Genomic DNA, 12,753 nt, shown 5'->3' with positions numbered 1-12,753 from the left:
ACTCTGCCTTCCTTTCAAATATTTTCCCTCCAGAGTTGCTGAAATTATAGCATATATGTCGGTTGACAACTACCAATTGCCCTTGAAAATCTGTCAACCAGCGGTTGCATTCCGGAAAAATCAGGTTGTTTCTGCCTGTTTTCCCACTGCGGCCGCATAAATGGCACACTCATAGTCTTTTTCTGCAGAAGGGCCAGGCGCAAAGCCCAGCAGTTCATCCAACGCTTCCTGATCGTAGGCCCCGATGGCGCAGGTCCCCAATCCCATTGCTTCACAGGCAAGATACAGATTTTCGCAGGCATGGCCCGCATCCAGGAGAATATATTTCACCGCCTTTAACCCGTAGCGCCACTCTGTGCGGTAAGGTAAAGCGCTCCATATAAACACCACAGGAGCACAGGCGGCAAACCTTTGACCGCCCAGAGCAAAGGTCAGTTCTTTCTCATAATCCTCTCTTTTGTCTATACATTCCAACTCGTGTCCGGCTGGAAGATAGTGGTATAACCCTTTTGGGATCCCCTCAACGTGGTTTAAAAAAAGATAGGTTTCCAATGGATGACGTGAACCTGCGGACGGCACATTCCGAAACGTGACCTGCTTGAATCTGCCTGCATATTTCCTTACTCCCTGTGTCGCCCAGAGCAGGAAAGACAGTTGTCTCAGGCTTACCGCTTCCTGTGAAAAGCTGCGGCGGCTTTCCCTGTTTTCAATCAGCCGGTAAAGGTTCCTGTCCCCTGCTTCCTCCTCTAAATCCAAAGACAGAGCGATGAGCTCTCCGCTCTTCTTTTCCTTAAGCGGCGGCAGATACGGAAGCTTTTGCTGCTGGTCCGTCTCCTCCGCCCCTACGTCCCAAGCACCATACCCCTTCAATAATTCCCGGTTCTGCATGATTTTTTGTCTTGTCTTATCATTCATATTGGAGTCCTCCCTGAAATATCTATGTTTTATTCTAATCCGCTTCTGCCCCTGTATCAAAATCCTCTTTTCGTCCGTAGGGAATGGTGGTATAATGTGAACACTTGATGAGCGCAAGCCGAAAGGCGCAGGGCGAATCTAGTGTGAACATATACCCTCGTGGTATAATGTGAATTACTTAGAGAATTATTGTAATCAAAAGAGGTCGTTTACTTATGAAAAATAGAAAGATAAAGATACTTTCCGCCCTTGTTCTATCCCTTTGCTTCTTCGCCGCTCTTCCCGTCTTTGCAGAGAGCGAAAGCCCCCAAACAGAAGCGGATTCCCAGGCATATACAGATAATACCCTGTCAGACATACAGCAAGATGCTGCACCCGAATCCACCTACGCAAAAGGCACCAGCACGGAAAACGGCTTCCAAAGCGAATGGCTGAACCTGCAGTTCACCCCGCCCGCCTATATGGTGATGAGTTCGGAAGAGGAACTGCAAAGTATTATACAGTACGGTCAAAATACCCTTCAGCAGACCACCCCTACTGATGAAAATACCGCTCTTCCGGAAACCGTATACGAAATGATGGCAGCTTCCTCCGCTGGCTTTCCCAATGTATCTGTTGTAGTAGAAACTTCTCCCCAGGAAAGCAGCACTCCGGACCAGTATTTTACTGCTCTGAAACAATTACTGGATGCAACACAGCTTGGCTATCAATATGAAGAAACCGTGACAGACACCGCCATAGCAGGACAGGATTTCCGTGTTCTGACCGCTTCTCTTACCATGAACAGCTACCAGGTATTCCAGAAATACTGTACCAGAAAACAAGGTGATAAATTCGTCTCCATCATCCTGTCCTACACGGAAGACACGGCAGCACAGGCCGATGAAGTTCTGGCTTCCTTCACCGCCCTGCATACGCCGGAAAGTCCGGAAGGAAGCACAGACAACGCGGAAAACCAGGTCACACAGTAAGCTCTATAAAAGTGTTTTTTCCCAGTCAGCCTCTTTAAACCCAACAAGCACAGTATCAGCAGCTACCGCGATCGGCCTTTTTACCAGCATTCCATCCGATGCCAGGAGGTCAAACTGCTCCTCCTCACTCATAGTTTTCAGCTTGTCCTTCAGGTTCATTTCTTTATATAAAAGACCGCTTGTGTTAAAGAATTTTTTAAGGGGCAGTCCGCTTTTTTCATGCCATTCTTTTAATTCCTCAACAGTAGGATTCTGCTCCTTAATATGACGGTCCTCGTAGCTGACAGAGTGCTCATCCAGCCACTTTTTTGCCTTTTTACAGGTGGTACATTTAGGATATTCTACAAATAACATAGTTGATTCCTCTCTTTCTCTTTTTAAATCATTTCTGTCTTCTATCATACTATTCAATTCCCATTCTTACAATACTTTTAAGACTCTGTTCTCACTTTATTGATCTCTCTGCAAAAAAGCGCCGCTATTTCCTCTTCCGGCTCCTTTTCCCCGCTCAAAAGCCACACCATCACCGTGTTATATAGCGCACCGATAAACATATACAGGTGATATCTTGTTGTGGAATGGGCCTTCATGGTCCCTGCTATGGACTCATGAAACTGGTTTAACTCTTCCAATAATGTGGTTCCGAATCCTGATCGGTACAGGTCCACCATATACCCGTCATACCTTTTAAAGTATTGGAAACATCTTAGTATATGATGATAGGAATAGTATTCCTCCAGATCATAATCCGCCTCCTCCCTGAATTGATTCAGAATATCCCTGATCAGTGTAAGCAGTACATCCTCCTTGGAGGTATAGTTGCGGTAAAAGGATGCTCTCGCAACGTCCGCTTCCCTGATGATCTCCGTAACCGTGATCTCGGAAAGATTCTTTCTTTTCATCAGAGAAAACAATGTTTCCGTAATGCTCTTCTTTACCCTGATATTTGCTTCCCTGCGCTTATCCATGTTTGAAATCCCCGCTTCTGCCGCCGGATGCAGCAATTATTCTTTTTTCAATTAATAATGATACAGTTTGTCGCTTTTTGTATCATATCGTAAAATTGTCATTTTCACTCTAATGTGATACAGTTGTTTTATATTGTATTTTTACATACTACCTAATTTTTGTCAACGAAAGGAATATATATGCGGACAGCAATTGTAACAGATACCAACAGCGGAATCACAGCCACAGAGGGAAAGCAGCGCGGCATTTATGTACTTCCCATGCCGGTAATCATTGAAGAAAAAAGTTATCTGGAAGGTATTGATATTACTCATGAGCAGCTTTATGATGCCATGAAGCTTAAAAAGAATATTTCTTCTTCGCAGCCCTCCCCCGGGGATGTGACTGATCTGTGGGATTCGGTTTTTCGCGACGGATATGATGAGCTTGTCTACATTCCCATGTCCAGCGGGCTCAGCGGTTCATGCCAGAATGCGATGCAGTACGCCCATAGCTATAACGGGAGGGTTCAGGTAGCAGATAACCACCGCATCTCCCTTACCCTGAGAGAATCTGTTCTGGATGCCAAATATATGGCAGAACAGGGCTATTCCGCCCTTGCTATTAAGAATGAGCTTGAAAAAAATGCACTCAATGCCAGCATTTATATTACGGTAAATTCTCTGGAATATCTGAAAAAAAGCGGACGCATCACACCTGCCGCCGCTGCCATTGCCGGAGTTGTCAATTTAAAGCCAATCCTGACGATCCAGGGGGAACGCCTGGATTCCTTTGCCAAAACAAGGGGAATGAAGCAGGCGGAAAGAAAAATGCTGGAAGCATTGAGAAAAGATATCCAGGAACGTTTTTCCCATATTCCGGCTCACCGCATACGGATCGGAACCGCAGGAACCTTTGAATCCCGTGAAACTGCCCAGGCATGGCAGCTTGCTCTGCACGAAGCCATTCCGGAATACGACAGCTATTATCTGCCTTTGTCATGCAGCATTGCATGTCATGTAGGAATTAATGCTGCCGGACTTGCAGTTTGTATCGCAGACAGAGATTAAAAAAGAAAAAGCAGATCCAGGTTTTTTATCTCCTGGATCTGCTTGTCTGGTAGACCCCCACCAGCATAAATATGATTGCGATAATCTGGATGACCAGCTTCACAGGATGGGATACGGATTCTTCGGCAAGAAGAGCGCAGCTATTCAGCAGCAATCCGCATGGCAATAATGGGGAAATATCTCTGTTTCTGCATGTTTTAGGCTGCTCTCCTTTTCTCTCCTGCAGCTCCGCAATAATGCGGCTCGTTTTGTTTACAGCATTGGCCAGTGCCAGCATCATAGCACCTATGAGAAACATAAAGGCGACTGCCCATGTGCTTCCTGTCGCTGCACCATATCCCTCGCTCATAAAGCAGATCAGCTCCAGTATTGTAACTGCTTTAAACATCCTTCGGATCTTGCTGTAATGCTCAATACTGGAATCCACATCTGTATATAACTGAAACCCGCCCTCCGACGCAGGTTTGCGCAAAATCACCCAAAACCCCCAGGTCTGTACGATCTCCACGCCCGTATCCTCCATAAATTCTCTGTAATCGTCAGATACGGAAAACAGCTTATTTCCAAAATCTACCTGATAAGTGTATTCTCCCGGCTCACATTCTTCAAACCAGTAAAATCCCGCAAAAAACCGTTTCATTGCATAGCCCCGGGCTGCCATTTCATTCAGCCATACTGTCTCTTCATCTTTATCCAAATACAAACGAAATTTAACCATCTTTTTCAATCTCCCTCATTAATTCTGCGTTTTGCAATAGTTCTCCCAGCCGTTTTACTTCCTCTGCAAAAACTTCTTTTCCCTCTTCTGTGATCAGGTATTCTTTCTTTTTCCGTGACTCTGTGTCCATGCTGTAAATCCGTATCCATCCCTTTTTAACAAGAGACTGTATCGCTCCATACAGAGTTCCCGGTCCCAGAACCACACGCCCTCCTGTTAATTCCTCTACCTCCTGGATAATTCCGTATCCATGATTGGGTTTTCTGACTGCCAGCAAAATATAAAACAATGCCTCTGTCAGCGGAATATTTTTGTCCAAATGATCAGCCTCCTTATAACTTCGCCATCCGATACATCGGCAAACGATATATCGTAATTTCAATATATCATCTCCCGATATATTTGTCAACATGAATTTTCCATTTGCCCCACATATTTTTCTATTTATCAATCCCAGAAGTTTTTTACCTGAATCTAATGATATTTTCTCTGCCTGCCTTATTGTAATATAATAAGGCAGGTGTTCTCATCGAATCCCTGCCTTGTATTCCATGCTTTACTTTAACCCAAGTTTCAAATGCTATAGAGCAGACTAGAGTTTTTCTTCGTTCCCTGTACGTTCCTTCTTATATTCAAATGCAATATCGCCTCTGATATATTCATAATCCTCAAGCTTAATTTCTTTAAAACCAAATTTTCTATAGATATGAAGTGCTGGCTTCAATTTACTGTTTGACAGTATAAAAAGCCTTTCCGCTCCATGCTCCAGCGCCCATTCCATTGCGGCGTGAAAAACTGCACTTCCTGCGCCCTTGTGTGAAACATTTTTATTGGAACCGAGCTTGCAAATTTCCCATGTCGTGCCTTCCATGGGCGTTGCCATACAGGTTGCCAGCGCTGTGTCGTTTTCTACGGCAAAAAATATCATCGCCCCTGCTTTCATTTCTTCATCTATTTTTTCGAATGTTTCTATGTCGTGTTGTTCCAGAAATCCAAAATTCGAAACGATCCAGTCCGTGTTAAAATCAATAAAGTCCTGCCTGTACTTTTCTTCAAATGGTATAACTTTCATAATTATCCAAACCTCTTTTCCTAAAATCCTATAGCTTTCATAATACTCATTCTTCTTTTCCCAAAATGGAAATAACCGTGTTCAATGCATTGCACAGCTCATGGCACTTATCGGAACTCAATCCGTTTATTTTTGTCTTGATCTGATCATTGGTCAATTCAATCAGTTTCTCTGTTTCCTGAATTCCTTTTTCAGTCAGCTTGATATATGTCGCTCTTTTATCCTCGTCAGATTTCTTTTTCTCTATAAGTCCGTTTTTATAAAAATTTTTGATCATCCTGCTTAAATAGCTTTTGTCCATGTGCAGGGTTTTCACAATATCACTTTGGATACATGTTTTATGTGTCTTTATCTCAAACAGAATTCTTGTTTCCGCTACTGAATACTCCGTCTCAAGATAACCCGCATCCAAAAATCCCATATTTACCGTATAAAAACGATTAAATTTCCTTATTTCACTGATTGTTTTATCATAACTGTCCATACGGCCTTCCTTTCATAATAGTTGATTTTGTCAACTATTTTTTCTTATTATATTCCACATAGTGGATATTGTCAACTATTTTCAATAAAAAAGTGTGCGCCTTGGCGCACACTCGCGCCGAAGCGCGGTTGCGCCGGCAACCATATTCCTCTTGCGCATAGTGCGCATCCCCGCAGCGTAAGCTGCGTTTTTTATGTTATAGGAAAGTTTAGCAAGCTTCCGCGCGGAACAAAATGGAGTACTTTCCTTTAACATAAAAAAACAACACCGGAAATGCCCCTTTCTCAGCACCGCCGGTGTTTCATCCATTATTTTTCTTATCCAGAAGCATTATGCCATATTCTTTTTACGCTCCAGCTTATTTTTATACATCTTCTGGTCCGCTTCTTTAAACAGCCTTTGATAATCTGTTTCTTCCTTTGCCAAACAATACCCGAACGAAAATCCAAGGGGAACCTCCAGATCTTCTCCAAGCTTCACAGAGCTGTGATCCTGGCGGTCTGCTAGTATTTCGATCGTTTTCTGCAGCGCTTCCTCACTCTCATAATCATATAAAAACAATACAAATTCATCTCCGCCCTGTCTTGACGCAATACTGCTTTTTGTACCAAAGCCATAAATCAGCTCTGCAAGCTTCTTCAGATAAATATCCCCCGCCTCATGCCCGTATGTGTCATTGATTTCCTTGAGGCCATCGGCATCTATCATGATCATCCCACAGTACCCCAGCTTTTCCGGGGTACCAGACAGATCCGCAAGCTGTATATCCAATCCGCGCCTGTTATATAAGCCCGTCAGCAAATCGATATCTCTTTCCGCCTCGGTTTTCTTAAGTCTCATGATTTCAGTTGTCGCATCAACTGCAACGCCAAAGATCTCATTGCCATCTCGTATTTCTTCCAGCCTGATATACTGTTCGCCAACTTTGTATACCCCCATTTCATCTGCCATCGGATTCTCACGGATCTTATCGATAAATTCTCTAAATGCTCCGATATCCGAAGACAATCGTTCCATCTCTTCCTTGTCCAGCGAAAAAAGCCTTGGCATATAATCTGTGAAACGGACTTTTTCCATGTGTTTATTGTACTCGTACACACCAATATACAGATTGGTTTTGCTCAACACATAGGACATTTTTTTGTTATTATCCAATAAGCTCTTTACCATCGCATTGATATATTTACTTAATTCCGCAAATTCAATACTGTTCTGTATATCCACAGTCTCATCAAGCTTTCCATTGGCAATGGCTTTCAGTTTCTTATTCACATCATGGATTTCATCCACAACGTATTTGTTCATATAGCGTATCACGGCATTTGCCAGAAACAATGCACTTACCAGCAGGCAAACGAAAACCATCAGCATGATCGCCGGCAGACGCCGATAAAGATTGCGGCTGGAAACCACCCGCCCGATATAGTTGGAACCTATCTTTTTAAACACGCAAAAGGAATGCTGACCATTGACCATGGCCTCAAATCCCATTTTCTTATTTGTGATATCGTCAAATGTCAACCCGATTTCCGTAATACTGCGCCCCACACTTTCCAGATCTGCAGAGCCTACGATTTTTCCGCTCTCTGCATCTATGGCATAGTAATTAATTTCCGGATTCACGCGGAACAGCGAAAATATATAGGACAACCGATTTTTTTCAGTAACCTTTATTACATTGACCGGCGCCATCCCTACCTGGACAATAAACTCCCCGCTGCTGCTCCAAAGCGCCGAATATTGCATCTGCTTTCCTTCCGCAGTATTCGGCATAATATCCTGAACCAGTTTTAAGCTCTTATCTTCCAGCATAGGTTTAAAAAACATCATTTGCTCGCCAGAATCGAAGGTATAATCATAATACTCAGGATGGGTTCCCGCAACGATACGGCCTGTAGTATCGAAAATATGAATTTCATCCACCTCTACAGATGCAGCAATTTTTCTCAGCTCCTGTACACTATCCACTACGTTCGGATCGCTTTCAATCAAACGCGCGATGACTTCCGCATTATGCAGGGAGGTCTCCTTGTATTCTTCCCGGATTTCCTCAAGCTCCTTTTGGTTTTCTTCCAAGACCTGCTCCATCTGCATAAAGGTTCTCATCGCACTTTCACGCGCCAGCTCCTGCTCATTTGTAATGTCAATGTATAATACAATAACCAGCATTGCAGCAACTAAAATTCCAGCTACTTGATACATATATCTGCTGATTATCTTCTGCAATGTACGCATTCGTGCCTCCTTGAAATCAAATAACCTGCTGCATGATAACATCAGTATATTGCAAATGCGGTTCCCGCATTCTCTGATGAAGTCCGGCTGCCTTCATAAAAATCCGCTATACTAATGACCTTGCTTGTTAGTATAGCGGATTTCCTGTGAAATTACAAACGTAATCTCTATCCAGTCACGGCAAGTTTAGACACCCTCATGCCCGCCGGCACATAAAAGCGGTGTGCATGGGAGTGCTGCTATCAGAACGTCTAAGGCACAGAAATACAGGTCATTGTATATTTGAGCCTGTGCGGGCCGAAATATACAGTCATCTTGTAACTGTACAACCATCTTGTCACTGTACTGTCATCTGTATCTGGATGTACAAGGCAATGCAGTTAGCCAACTGCAGGAGTGCTCTGGCACTGATCTGGTGCCTGCCATCCGGCAGGATGCTATAAAATCGCTAAAAAATAAAAAGTAGCACAATTCTGGCACACTTGACAAAAAAGCAACCATCATCGGAGACAGAGTTCTGCTCATCACATATTCTACTACCTCATCATCTTTAGAAGCACAAAGAGTCATTCCCACACTAGGATTCTCATTCTCTTTCAATCCCTTTATTGGTTCTGGAAGCAATTCCCTTAGAAAGCATATATCGTTCATAATATCCATTTTCTATTTGATGTTCCAATTCTCTTGATGAGTATGCTTCTTTTATGCAAAGGGTTTTATAAAACTCCATCGTTTTTGCTTTTGACATAATGGCAAGATGGTTCGTCCAGCTTATACAGTAAGATTCTCAGCAAGTATCTCAGCATTATGATATAATTCCTCAGTTGTACAAGTAAGTAATACTTCAAACATCCCATATCCTCCATCGGCGTAAAAATAGGAATTTACTTATTATCTATCCTGAAATCTTTGTCCTCAGCCATTGATCTAAGAAACTCATCTGTTCATCTGTATGAAACCAGTGTTCTCCACCTTCCATAATAGTTAGTTTCGCAGATTCTTTAATGACAAATTCCTGTATTGTATCAATCGACTGTAAATTATCAGCACTTCCATATAAGATTTCTGTTGGAACATCCCAGATAATCTTATTATTCCTTAAATACTGCAAATAATCCCATGACAAATCATCACCAAAATCTACTGGTATTATTTTTCTCTTTTCAAGCTCACTTTCACTCGTCCCAGCCCAGTTAATCATATCTAATATCAGCTTTTCAAGATTAACGATTGGAGAAATAAAATATGCTTTATCTATGAACTTACCAATACCGGCATTCATCGAAAAATATGCGCCTATACTTTCGGCTATTAGAATTATCCTATTATACTTTTCAGATAATTCAGCGACCTTATCAGTAAACTCTTCCTTCGCCTCCCAAGGATATTCTGATTTATAATCAAATCCATATACATCTATTCCCGGAAAGAATTGTCTGTAATGCTCTGATTCATCTGCACTGCCACCTTTACCGTGAATGTATAAAACTACTTCATTTGTCTTTAGACCGGTCATCCACTCATCCTTGGTAACTCTTGTAAAATGTTCAGTCCTTACATCACCCATTAATTCACAAGGCTTATTTTCCTCAGTATGATGATAGGTAAATCCACATTTCTCCTGACATTTTTTAGACTTTTCATTTCCATCATAATATCCACACCACATAGCACTACAACCAAGATCAACAAAGGCATGTTCCTGCAGTTTTCTTACAGCTTCCGGAATCAATCCTTTGCCCCAAAATGGGACTCCGATCCAATAACCGATTTCAATCTCATTATCAGCCACCTTTGTATGTGACTGTGCCGGTGGAATTAGTCCAATACTTCCAATTGCGCGATTGTCTTCTTTAAGACATACCGCATATGTTTCGTCCGCCGATAATACTTCCTTAATAATTTCTTTGCTGTTATCTACACTTGTATGAACTGGCCAGCCTGCGATTGGTCCAACAGCAGGGTCTTTAGCATATTCAAATAAACTTTCTGCATCATCTTCTGTCCATGGACGAAGAAATAATCTATCTGTTTCAAATCTCATATTCCTCACTACTCCTTTATCAATTGCTTTTTAATATGATTTGTAATGGAATCAAACACCTCAGGCGTCATACTTACAATACGGCTCCACATTCGAACCCCCTGGTATACATACAGAATCACATTAACCATTTCTACCACATCAACACACTTAAACTCTCCTCTGTTTATTCCATATTCAATCAGATCCGTCCATTTCTGTTCTCCGATTTTATTAAAATGATTCATCATATCTTTCGATACCGTTCCTGAATATTCATACATAGCCAAAGAAAGAGAATCTTCCGAGTGCTCCATTTCATCTCGCATCAACACAAGTGCGCGATTTAAGATATCTACTGCAGACAATCCTTCTTCCATTTCTTTATAGAAATCCATCTCATCTTTTTTATTAATTTCTATCAGAATAGCCTCAAATAACTCCTTTGTTCCTGCAAAATGGCTATATAATCCACCACGACTCATTCCCGTTGCATCACAAACATCTTTCATCGTAATCTTGTTGAATCCATCCCTTGCAAATAGACTATATGAAGCCTTTAAAATCCTTTCTCTTGTACGTTCTTTTTTACTAATCATGCTGCGTCCCCACTTTCGACACCTATGTCGATTATTATTTTAGAGACTTGTGTTGATTTTGTCAATTGTTTTAGGTCATTGACCAATGGCTCATATCCTACAATTTCACTTTTTTCCATACACCTCTCCTCAATCAATTTTCCTCCAAATAGATATAACAGCTTTTCTACTATGGCAACAAAAAAATATTTTATCCCTTTGCCATTATGGATAATATAGCAAATGACAGATAATCCATCGACTACCTGTCATTTTAAATAATCTGTATAAAATATGATTTATTCAAACTCAATCGTAGCCGGCGGCTTCGGAGACATGTCATAGCATACCCGGTTTACATTCTCCACCTCTGCCAGGATCCTGTCTGTGATCTTCTGCAATACATCCCAATCAACCCGCTCAATGGTTGCGCTCATGGCATCAATGGTATTGATCGCGCGGATGATCACCATATACTCAAAGCATCTTGCATGGTTTTTCATGCCTACGGACTTAATGTCTGGTACTACTGTAAAATACTGCCATACCTTCTTATCAAGCCCGGCTTTTTCAAATTCCTCTCTCAGGATCGCGTCAGATTCCCGCACTGCTTCTAACCTGTCTCTGGTAATAGCTCCAAGGCAGCGCACTCCCAGTCCCGGTCCCGGGAACGGCTGGCGGTAGACCATAGAAGCCGGAAGTCCCAGCTCTACGCCGCAGGCGCGTACTTCGTCTTTAAATAACTGCTTCAGCGGTTCTACCAGCTCAAACTTCAGATCCTCGGGCAGCCCGCCTACATTGTGGTGAGATTTTACCATTTTCGCTGTCTTTGTGCCGCTCTCAATGATATCCGGGTAAATAGTTCCCTGTCCCAGGAAATCAATCCCTTCCAGCTTTCTTGCCTCTTCCTCAAACACCCGGATAAACTCTCCGCCGATAATTTTGCGCTTCTGCTCCGGATCTGCTACGTTTGCCAGCTTTCCAAGAAATCTTTCAGTCGCGTCTACGTAAATCAGGTTTGCATGAAGCTGGTTCCGAAAAACCTCGATTACACTCTCTGATTCATTTTTACGCATCAGACCGTGATTTACATGCACGCATACAAGCTGCTGCCCGATTGCTTTTATTAAAAGCGCTGCTACCACGGAGGAGTCCACGCCGCCGGATAAAGCAAGGAGAACCTTACGGCTTCCAACCTGTCTGCGGATCAGCTCAACCTGGTCCTCGATGAAATTTTTCATGTTCCAGTTTGCCTCAGCTTTGCATTCCTGGAAAACAAACGCTTTTAACTCCTCCTCTGACGGAAGCTGCGCAAACTGCTTCTCACACTGTGCTGTAGGATGGTCCACTGAGATCACCGGATAGCCACATGTGTATATCTCTGGTCTGACCTCCACCGGCACTCCGTCCACGATCCTGTTTTCCCCGCCATTCAGGATGATTCCCTTTACATTGTCAAGTGCCTTCAGCTCCTCCACGGTAATGTCGTGAGGATGGATTTCGCTGTAAACGCCCAGGTCACGAATCTGCCGCGCCAATACAGTATTTTCCGTACTTCCCAAATCCAGAATCACAATCATATCTTGCTTCATCTTTCCCTCTCCTTTGTCATTAATCATACCTTTATAGTAACATACACATCGGATTCTGAAAAGCATGTTTTAAGCCGAAGTCTTTTATCATATCCGCGATGCCTTTTCGTCATCTGCGCCAATATTTTTCAAAGCATTCATCATTTT

At 42.6% G+C, this 12,753-nt stretch carries 15 protein-coding genes; 2 read left to right on the top strand and 13 right to left on the bottom strand.

Annotated elements, in window-relative coordinates:
* Window positions 1–120: 120 nt before the first annotated feature.
* Window positions 121–915 carry a SagB/ThcOx family dehydrogenase gene (locus tag ACESZH_RS04140; protein ID WP_373212159.1) on the bottom strand — a complete coding sequence of 265 codons (795 nt, stop codon included), beginning with the start codon at window positions 913–915 and terminating at the stop codon, window positions 121–123.
* 215 nt (window positions 916–1,130) lie between these two features.
* Between ACESZH_RS04140 and ACESZH_RS04135 the strand changes: the two genes are divergently transcribed.
* Window positions 1,131–1,886, top strand: coding sequence for a hypothetical protein (locus ACESZH_RS04135; protein WP_373212162.1), 756 nt, complete (start codon window positions 1,131–1,133; stop codon window positions 1,884–1,886).
* A gap of 3 nt (window positions 1,887–1,889) precedes the next feature.
* Here ACESZH_RS04135 and ACESZH_RS04130 read toward each other — a convergent pair whose 3' ends face one another.
* Window positions 1,890–2,240, bottom strand: coding sequence for an arsenate reductase family protein (locus tag ACESZH_RS04130; protein ID WP_373212165.1), 351 nt, complete (start codon window positions 2,238–2,240; stop codon window positions 1,890–1,892).
* A 77-nt stretch (window positions 2,241–2,317) separates the two neighbouring features.
* The gene (locus ACESZH_RS04125; RefSeq protein ID WP_373212168.1) at window positions 2,318–2,854 is read right to left on the bottom strand and encodes a TetR/AcrR family transcriptional regulator; all 537 of its coding nucleotides are present in this window, start codon (window positions 2,852–2,854) and stop codon (window positions 2,318–2,320) included.
* Between the two features lie 180 nt (window positions 2,855–3,034).
* Here ACESZH_RS04125 and ACESZH_RS04120 point away from each other — a divergent pair, with 180 nt between their 5' ends.
* A complete protein-coding gene (locus ACESZH_RS04120; protein WP_373212170.1) occupies window positions 3,035–3,904 on the top strand; it encodes a DegV family protein in 870 nt (289 codons plus the stop codon).
* A 25-nt stretch (window positions 3,905–3,929) separates the two neighbouring features.
* Here the strand turns inward: ACESZH_RS04120 and ACESZH_RS04115 are convergent, their stop codons facing one another.
* The 10 genes from ACESZH_RS04115 to guaA all read right to left on the bottom strand — a co-directional run bounded on the left by ACESZH_RS04115 (window position 3,930) and on the right by guaA (window position 12,606).
* Window positions 3,930–4,622 (bottom strand): DUF2812 domain-containing protein, encoded by a 693-nt coding sequence (locus ACESZH_RS04115; RefSeq protein ID WP_373212173.1) that lies wholly within the window; start codon window positions 4,620–4,622, stop codon window positions 3,930–3,932.
* Entirely contained in the window at window positions 4,615–4,941 is a 327-nt protein-coding gene (locus tag ACESZH_RS04110) for a PadR family transcriptional regulator (RefSeq protein ID WP_373212175.1), read from the bottom strand. Before ACESZH_RS04110 ends, ACESZH_RS04115 begins: the two co-directional genes overlap by 8 nt.
* Window positions 4,942–5,214: 273 nt before the next feature.
* Entirely contained in the window at window positions 5,215–5,694 is a 480-nt protein-coding gene (locus ACESZH_RS04105; RefSeq protein WP_373212177.1) for a GNAT family N-acetyltransferase, read from the bottom strand.
* A gap of 46 nt (window positions 5,695–5,740) precedes the next feature.
* A complete protein-coding gene (locus ACESZH_RS04100) occupies window positions 5,741–6,178 on the bottom strand; it encodes a MarR family winged helix-turn-helix transcriptional regulator (protein WP_373212180.1) in 438 nt (145 codons plus the stop codon).
* 330 nt (window positions 6,179–6,508) lie between these two features.
* Complete coding sequence (locus ACESZH_RS04095) at window positions 6,509–8,413, bottom strand: diguanylate cyclase domain-containing protein (protein ID WP_373212182.1); 1,905 nt, start codon at window positions 8,411–8,413, stop codon at window positions 6,509–6,511.
* Between the two features lie 586 nt (window positions 8,414–8,999).
* Window positions 9,000–9,143, bottom strand: coding sequence for a hypothetical protein (locus ACESZH_RS04090; protein ID WP_373219861.1), 144 nt, complete (start codon window positions 9,141–9,143; stop codon window positions 9,000–9,002).
* A 165-nt stretch (window positions 9,144–9,308) separates the two neighbouring features.
* Entirely contained in the window at window positions 9,309–10,457 is a 1,149-nt protein-coding gene (locus ACESZH_RS04085) for a GNAT family N-acetyltransferase (protein WP_373212185.1), read from the bottom strand.
* A gap of 8 nt (window positions 10,458–10,465) precedes the next feature.
* On the bottom strand, window positions 10,466–11,035 hold the full coding sequence (locus tag ACESZH_RS04080) for a TetR/AcrR family transcriptional regulator (RefSeq protein WP_373212188.1): 570 nt from the start codon (window positions 11,033–11,035) through the stop codon (window positions 10,466–10,468).
* Window positions 11,032–11,154 (bottom strand): hypothetical protein, encoded by a 123-nt coding sequence (locus ACESZH_RS04075; protein WP_373212190.1) that lies wholly within the window; start codon window positions 11,152–11,154, stop codon window positions 11,032–11,034. The genes ACESZH_RS04080 and ACESZH_RS04075 overlap by 4 nt, the downstream gene beginning before the upstream one ends.
* Before the next feature lie 159 nt (window positions 11,155–11,313).
* Entirely contained in the window at window positions 11,314–12,606 is a 1,293-nt protein-coding gene (gene guaA, locus ACESZH_RS04070) for a glutamine-hydrolyzing GMP synthase (protein WP_373212192.1), read from the bottom strand.
* Between the last annotated feature and the right edge of the window lie 147 nt (window positions 12,607–12,753).

Source organism: Ruminococcus sp. 5_1_39BFAA, assembly GCF_964240875.1.
Classification (GTDB): domain Bacteria; phylum Bacillota; class Clostridia; order Lachnospirales; family Lachnospiraceae; genus Blautia_A.
The sequence above is the reverse complement of the archived record's forward strand: the minus strand, read 5'-3'. Positions and strand labels throughout refer to the sequence as shown.

What these genes read in the sequence shown, in the direction of transcription:
- ACESZH_RS04140 (WP_373212159.1), bottom strand. Translation starts at nt 915, where the DNA reads ATGAATGATAAGACAAGACAAAAAATCATGCAGAACCGGGAATTATTG.
- ACESZH_RS04135 (WP_373212162.1), top strand. Translation starts at nt 1,131, where the DNA reads ATGAAAAATAGAAAGATAAAGATACTTTCCGCCCTTGTTCTATCCCTT.
- ACESZH_RS04130 (WP_373212165.1), bottom strand. Translation starts at nt 2,240, where the DNA reads ATGTTATTTGTAGAATATCCTAAATGTACCACCTGTAAAAAGGCAAAA.
- ACESZH_RS04125 (WP_373212168.1), bottom strand. Translation starts at nt 2,854, where the DNA reads ATGGATAAGCGCAGGGAAGCAAATATCAGGGTAAAGAAGAGCATTACG.
- ACESZH_RS04120 (WP_373212170.1), top strand. Translation starts at nt 3,035, where the DNA reads ATGCGGACAGCAATTGTAACAGATACCAACAGCGGAATCACAGCCACA.
- ACESZH_RS04115 (WP_373212173.1), bottom strand. Translation starts at nt 4,622, where the DNA reads ATGGTTAAATTTCGTTTGTATTTGGATAAAGATGAAGAGACAGTATGG.
- ACESZH_RS04105 (WP_373212177.1), bottom strand. Translation starts at nt 5,694, where the DNA reads ATGAAAGTTATACCATTTGAAGAAAAGTACAGGCAGGACTTTATTGAT.
- ACESZH_RS04100 (WP_373212180.1), bottom strand. Translation starts at nt 6,178, where the DNA reads ATGGACAGTTATGATAAAACAATCAGTGAAATAAGGAAATTTAATCGT.
- ACESZH_RS04095 (WP_373212182.1), bottom strand. Translation starts at nt 8,413, where the DNA reads ATGCGTACATTGCAGAAGATAATCAGCAGATATATGTATCAAGTAGCT.
- ACESZH_RS04090 (WP_373219861.1), bottom strand. Translation starts at nt 9,143, where the DNA reads ATGGAGTTTTATAAAACCCTTTGCATAAAAGAAGCATACTCATCAAGA.
- ACESZH_RS04085 (WP_373212185.1), bottom strand. Translation starts at nt 10,457, where the DNA reads ATGAGATTTGAAACAGATAGATTATTTCTTCGTCCATGGACAGAAGAT.
- ACESZH_RS04080 (WP_373212188.1), bottom strand. Translation starts at nt 11,035, where the DNA reads ATGATTAGTAAAAAAGAACGTACAAGAGAAAGGATTTTAAAGGCTTCA.
- ACESZH_RS04075 (WP_373212190.1), bottom strand. Translation starts at nt 11,154, where the DNA reads ATGGAAAAAAGTGAAATTGTAGGATATGAGCCATTGGTCAATGACCTA.
- guaA (WP_373212192.1), bottom strand. Translation starts at nt 12,606, where the DNA reads ATGAAGCAAGATATGATTGTGATTCTGGATTTGGGAAGTACGGAAAAT.